Origin of the sequence: uncultured Campylobacter sp. (assembly GCF_938030785.1) — a bacterium.
In the GTDB taxonomy this organism is placed as follows: Bacteria; Campylobacterota; Campylobacteria; order Campylobacterales; family Campylobacteraceae; genus Campylobacter_B.
The window spans coordinates 1-5,469 of the sequence record NZ_CALHIK010000055.1 but is presented as its reverse complement, the minus strand read 5'-3'; the positions used below and the strand labels follow the sequence as shown (position 1 = coordinate 5,469).

Here is a 5,469-nt window from a genome sequence, read left to right as displayed (position 1 = left end):
GTAGTCGGCAAAAGTTCAGAGCCGACTGCCGCGAGCAGAAGCCGTAACCATACCGCCGCGAGCCAAATTCCAATCCCGCCGTCGCTAGCAGAATTTTCAAGGCTTCATTCGATCCGCCGCAAAACACAGAACCATACGGCGTCTCAAATCCGAAATGGCTGCGAAATTTCGTTTGCTGCGCTGGTCGCTAAAAACATGCGCGTTATTGCGACCTTTTGAAATTTTAATCTCGCAATTGCCGCGACGGGCGGTAAAATTTCACCGTTAAATTCCCAAGCGACATATCTATGCGGCGCCAGCGCGCCGTATCGGTAAAATTTTAAAATTTGCCAGCTCCGCTCTTTTTCATGAAATCTATCTGCTCTTAAGTGCTGCGATATGACGCCGATCTTGCGTCGTTTTCGCGCGATGAGTATGAGCGAGAAAATATGCGGCGGGCGTAAATTTTATCGGCGCGGCAAGCGCATTTTAAATTCCGCGTCCGAGCAACTCCGCATAGCGATCGCAACCCTCATGCGCTTAAAAGATAGAATTTCAAATCGCGGCTCTCTAAAGAAAAAAACGGAATTTTAAAATCACTAGCGATACTGCGGGGGCGAGCACGCATAAGCAAATCGCGATAAAATTTTGCTAAAATTAGGCGCAAACTTTTTTAAATAGGAGTAAAAAATGAGAAAAAGCGTATTTTTCTTTTTGTTGCCGCTGTTTTTATTCGGCGGCGAGGCGCAAAAGCAGCTAAACGTCTTTCAGCTAACGCCGTCAAAGATGCCGCCGCAGCAGTTTAAGGTCGAAGCGATCTTTTCGAAAGAGATCAAAGCCGATTGCAACGACGCGTATCTGATTGGCGGCAAAATAGAGCAAAAAGAGGGCTCGGACGGGCTTTATTACGAGTTTAGCGGCGGCGATGAGCTTGCTCAAACGCTGATGCTGTGCGACGGCAAGAAGCAAAAGAAGCGGATCTATTACGAGCTCACGCATCCATTCGCCTACGACGGCGGTGAAATTAGAATTTTAGCGCCCAAAGACGTCAAGGTCGAGCTTAAAATTTACGAACTCGTAGAGAGCAAAGAGCCTAAAATCCGCAAGATGAAATAATTTCGCGAGAAGCGTTGATGCAAAAAAGCGGATTTGCAAAGGCTCTGTGCAGCGACGAGCGGAGCGCAAAGATACCGAGCGAGCACGATTTTTTCGCGCCGCTCATTGGCGATTGGGATATATGGTGGACGGACGGCTTGCAGAGCGGCACGCCGCGCGAAGTTAGAGGCGAGTGGCTCTTTGCGCGGGTTTTGGACGGATACGCGGTACAGGACGTGTTTATCGTGCCCTCGCGCGAACAGCGGCTCGCAAATCCGCAACCGGACGCCGAATACGGCACGACGATAAGGATTTATGAGCCCGCAAGCGGGACGTGGGATATTTTTTACGGCTGCGTCGGCACGGCGCTGCGCCTAACTGCGCACAAGGAGGCGGAAGAGATCGTGCTCGTGCAAAACGGCGATGGGGCGATGCGCTATGTCTTTTCACAGATGAGCGAGGCGTCGTTTTCGTGGCGGAAGGAGCTGCGAAGCGACGCGGGGCTCTGGCAGGTCGTCGCGCGAGTCCGTGCACGCAGAAAAGCTTAGCCGCCTACAAAAGAGATACACGATCCGCTTTTAAGACCCGCCGATAGATGTCCGCGCCGCAGAAAACTAGCTGTTCGCAAACGAGCCGGCTAGCCGAACTGCTCGTAAAAGCCGAACTGCTCGTAAAAGCCGAACCGCGCGCAAAAGCCGAACTGCTCGTAAAAAATAAAATCGCTCGCAAAAGCTAAATCGCGCGCAGAAAATTTAACCGCCATTTTTAAAAACCAGGCTACGCCTTTGCGTAAATTTTAATCGCGAAATTTTGCTGCATCTGTGCGCAAATTTTGCGTGCGGCAGAATTTCATCGTACTTTTGCATAGATTGCGTCCGTAAAATTTAGCGCTCTCCAGCTTGCATGCCTTTTAAATTTTAAAAATTTAGCCGTAAAATGCACGACATACAAAGCTCGCGCGGCGGCGGCAAGCATTGCGCCGGTAAAGGCGGTAAAGCTGCAAAATTTAGCGCAGACGCGCCGTTTGGTTAAAATTTCAGTATAATTTCGCAAAAACAAGGAGAGAGCATGTCAGAGAGAATTTTCGAAAGCCTAAAAGAGCTTTTGACGCAGCAGGGGGCGTGCTTCCGCGTCGTAGCTCACGAAAGCGCGGGCACCTCCGCCGAAGTCGCCAAAATCCGCGGCACGCAGCTAGGTCAAGGCGCAAAGGCTCTGGTTTGCACGATCAAGGGCTTTAAGGACGGGCAAATTTCTTTCACGCAAAATTTAAATTTATCGGATAGCGCGCAAAGCTCCAACGCTTCTTGCGTTGCAACCGCTCAAGGCTGCGAAAACGGCGCCTGCGCGGGAAATTTAACTTTAACCGCCGATCAAATTTGCGCAAACGTGCCGCAGCAGCTGAAGCTTCCTAGCGACAAACCCGCGGGCAGAAACGGCAGGATCTACGTCCTAGCGGTTTTCGCAGCCGATCATAAAACCGATCTAAAGCGCCTGGCGCAGGGGCTCGGCGGCACGAAAGCATCGCTCGTAAGCCCCGATGAAGTGGGCGATCTCACGGACTGCGTCATCGGCTCGGTGCCGCCCTTTAGCTTCCACGACAAGCTGCTGCTAATCGCCGATCCGTCGCTGTTCGGACGCTTTGAAGAGATCGCTTTCAACGCGGGTCTGCTCGATCACTCGATCATCCTAAACGCGCAGGATTACGCGCGCATCGCAGCTCCGCGCATCGTTAGCTTCACTGAAGAGGCACAGGACGGCGAATAAGCCCGCTCTACTTGGCACAGCGACGTGATTTTATCGTAGCCAGCCCGCACTCGGCGCAGTAGCGCGCATTCATCGTAGGCTAATTCGTTCGCGGCACGATGAAACGTTTTCATCGGCGGTGCGAGCTAGCGAGACTGCGCCCTTTACGGCAACGCTTTCGCGTAACGGCGGACGTAAAATTTTGCGCCGTTTACAATAATACCGCTCGAAATAATACCGCGCCTACGAAGAAATTTTAAACGCTCCGCTCTCTTTAGCCCTGCGTAGGCGATCATAATCAAGACAAAGTCGCCGCAAAATTTCAAGCTCGCAAAATTTTACGCAGCGAGCGGCGATATAGTAAAACGACGCGCTAAAAAAACGCAATATGTTTAAAACGAAACGCGCTGTGTGTAGAAAAGATAAAATTTGAAGTTAAAATCGGCGGCGAACGCCAGCGTGTGGGTAAATTTAAAGCAGCGGCTAGCCGAAACTAGCCGCGAATGCAGGCAGGGCGCTTATTTCATAACGCCTTGTTGTTTCATCTGCTCCATCATTTGCTTAAGCATATCTTTAGCTTGCTTGCAAGTGGCATCCTGCTGCTCCTTAGGAAGCGCAGCGATTTGATCCATCGATTGCTTTTTCTGATCCTCATACATCTTCATTTGCTGCTCTTGACCCGCTTGTTTATAGGTATCGACCATCTTGTCAAGGTCTGCGAAGTACTCTTTGCAGCTATCTGCAAGATCTGCGGCGCTAAGACTTAGCGCAAAGCCAAAACTAGCCAAAACTAAAAGTGATTTTTTCATTTTCTCTCCTTGTAAAAAATCAACGAAAGTATAGCAATTCGCTTAGTAAATTTACCTTAAATTTTAATCAAATGGATCCGTTTTTTTAAATTTAAAACGATTTTGAAATTTTAAAATTTTACTCTCTCCGCGACGCTGATACTCTTTAAAATTTAACTCGTCTTTAAATTTTAAAATTTCGGCTCGCAGTTTCGCAACTGCTGCAGGTAGTCTTTAAAATTTCGCCCCCGCCGCCTCTTGGGGCTGTAGCGCAAAATCACTTCTCATCAAATCTAATCTGCACCGATTTTTTGTGCGCGCCGAGCCCCTCTGCGTCCGCTAGCGCCATGCACGCGCCCCCTAGCTCGTCTATGGCACGTTTATTTAGCGCTATGATCGAGCTTCGTTTGATGAAGTTATAAACCCCCAAAGGCGAAAAAAATCGCGCGCTTCCGCCGGTAGGCAGCGTGTGGTTGGGGCCTGCGAGGTAATCGCCCATCGCCTCGGGCGTATAGTGTCCCAAAAATATCGCGCCTGCGTGGCGTATGCGCGGAAGCAGCTCGTAGGCGTTCTCGGTCGCGATCTCTAGGTGCTCGACGGCAAGCTCATTCATCAATTCTACGCACTCGCTCATATCGCGCGCGATGATGATCGCGCCTTTGTTTTCGACGCTGGCGCGAGCGATCGGCTCGCGAGCGAGCGTAGGAAGCTGCTGCTCTATATGCTCAGCGACGCAAAGAGCAAATTTTTCATCGTCGCTTATCAAAAAGCTGCTCGCGATCTCGTCGTGCTCGGCTTGGCTGAGTAGATCCACGGCGATGTTGCGCGGATTTGCCGCGGCGTTTGCGATGATGCCCACTTCGCTCGGGCCTGCGATCATATCGATATTCACGTCGCCGAAAACGAGTTTTTTGGCGGTCGCGACGAAGATATTCCCAGGGCCCGTGATGACGTCGACCTTGCCGATCGTGCGCGTGCCGTATGCCATCGCCGCGATCGCGCTTGCACCGCCCACCTTGTAGGCCTTTTTGATCCCTAGCACATGCATCGCCGCAAGCAGTAGCTCATTTACGACGCCGCCCACGGCGGGAGTGCAGACGCTGATATCCTCCACGCCCGCGACGATTGCAGGGATCGCGTTCATTAGAAGCGAGCTTGGATACGCCGCCTTGCCGCCCGGGATATACAGCCCCGCGCGATCTACCGGCGTGATCTTTTGCCCGAGCATCGCGCCGCTTGGATCGAAGCTAAACCAGCTCCTCTCAAGCTGCTTTTCGTGATAGGCGTAGATGCGCTCGTATGCGATCTGTAGCGCGTTTTTAAGCTCTGCGCTTAGGCCTTCGTAGGCACGGCTCATCTGCTCTTGCGTGATAGCCAGATCGCCCTGCACGCGCCATCTATCAAATTTCTCTATCTGCTCGCTCAGCGCCTCGTCGCCGCGCGCTCTGATCTCCTCGATGATGCCGCTTACGACGGGCATTACCGATCTCATATCCGTCTCGCCGCGGCGCATTAGCCTCGCGAACTCCTCTTTGAAATTTGCGTCCGTGCTTTTTAAAATTTTCATTTTCGCTCCTTAAATTTGCCCTTAATTTTAACGCTTTTTGCTAAATTTCGCCTTTAAGCTCGCGGCCGGATAAATTTAAAAACCCTTTGGGCGCGCTGATTTTCAAAAGATTAAGCAAAAATGAAATAAAATAGCCGAAATTTTAAACGGGGCAATCTATGAAAAAGATATTTTTAGCGCTGATCGCGATGGCGGCTGTATCGTCGGCTGGGACCACAGCTTTGTCATCGGCGGAACAAGAAGATCCCGGTATAAGCAAGTTGCAAAGCGAATGCGATAGCAACAATACCTTAGCAT

6 protein-coding genes are annotated in these 5,469 nt (G+C 51.0%); 4 read left to right on the top strand and 2 right to left on the bottom strand.

Features of this window, described 5'->3' with window-relative positions:
- From Q0438_RS03000 to Q0438_RS02985, 4 genes are all read left to right on the top strand, one after another.
- Positions 1–219: hypothetical protein (locus tag Q0438_RS03000; RefSeq protein ID WP_299187228.1), on the top strand; the 219-nt coding region annotated here is incomplete at its 5' end.
- 450 nt (positions 220–669) lie between these two features.
- The gene (locus Q0438_RS02995; RefSeq protein ID WP_299187225.1) at positions 670–1,095 is read left to right on the top strand and encodes an ecotin family protein; all 426 of its coding nucleotides are present in this window, start codon (positions 670–672) and stop codon (positions 1,093–1,095) included.
- Positions 1,096–1,112: 17 nt separating this feature from the next.
- Entirely contained in the window at positions 1,113–1,622 is a 510-nt protein-coding gene (locus Q0438_RS02990) for a hypothetical protein (RefSeq protein ID WP_299187222.1), read from the top strand.
- A 520-nt stretch (positions 1,623–2,142) separates the two neighbouring features.
- Entirely contained in the window at positions 2,143–2,838 is a 696-nt protein-coding gene (locus tag Q0438_RS02985; RefSeq protein WP_299187219.1) for a YbaK/EbsC family protein, read from the top strand.
- Between the two features lie 497 nt (positions 2,839–3,335).
- Here Q0438_RS02985 and Q0438_RS02980 read toward each other — a convergent pair whose 3' ends face one another.
- On the bottom strand, positions 3,336–3,626 hold the full coding sequence (locus Q0438_RS02980) for a DUF5339 domain-containing protein (RefSeq protein ID WP_299187217.1): 291 nt from the start codon (positions 3,624–3,626) through the stop codon (positions 3,336–3,338).
- Between the two features lie 256 nt (positions 3,627–3,882).
- Positions 3,883–5,172: a histidinol dehydrogenase gene (gene hisD / locus Q0438_RS02975; protein WP_299187215.1), complete on the bottom strand. Its 1,290-nt coding sequence runs from the start codon at positions 5,170–5,172 to the stop codon at positions 3,883–3,885.
- Positions 5,173–5,469 lie beyond the last annotated feature (297 nt).

Excerpts from the sequence above, each read along its gene's own strand:
- Q0438_RS02990 (WP_299187222.1), top strand. The coding sequence starts at position 1,113 with ATGCAAAAAAGCGGATTTGCAAAGGCTCTGTGCAGCGACGAGCGGAGC.
- Q0438_RS02985 (WP_299187219.1), top strand. The coding sequence starts at position 2,143 with ATGTCAGAGAGAATTTTCGAAAGCCTAAAAGAGCTTTTGACGCAGCAG.
- Q0438_RS02995 (WP_299187225.1), top strand. The coding sequence starts at position 670 with ATGAGAAAAAGCGTATTTTTCTTTTTGTTGCCGCTGTTTTTATTCGGC.
- hisD (WP_299187215.1), bottom strand. The coding sequence starts at position 5,172 with ATGAAAATTTTAAAAAGCACGGACGCAAATTTCAAAGAGGAGTTCGCG.
- Q0438_RS02980 (WP_299187217.1), bottom strand. The coding sequence starts at position 3,626 with ATGAAAAAATCACTTTTAGTTTTGGCTAGTTTTGGCTTTGCGCTAAGT.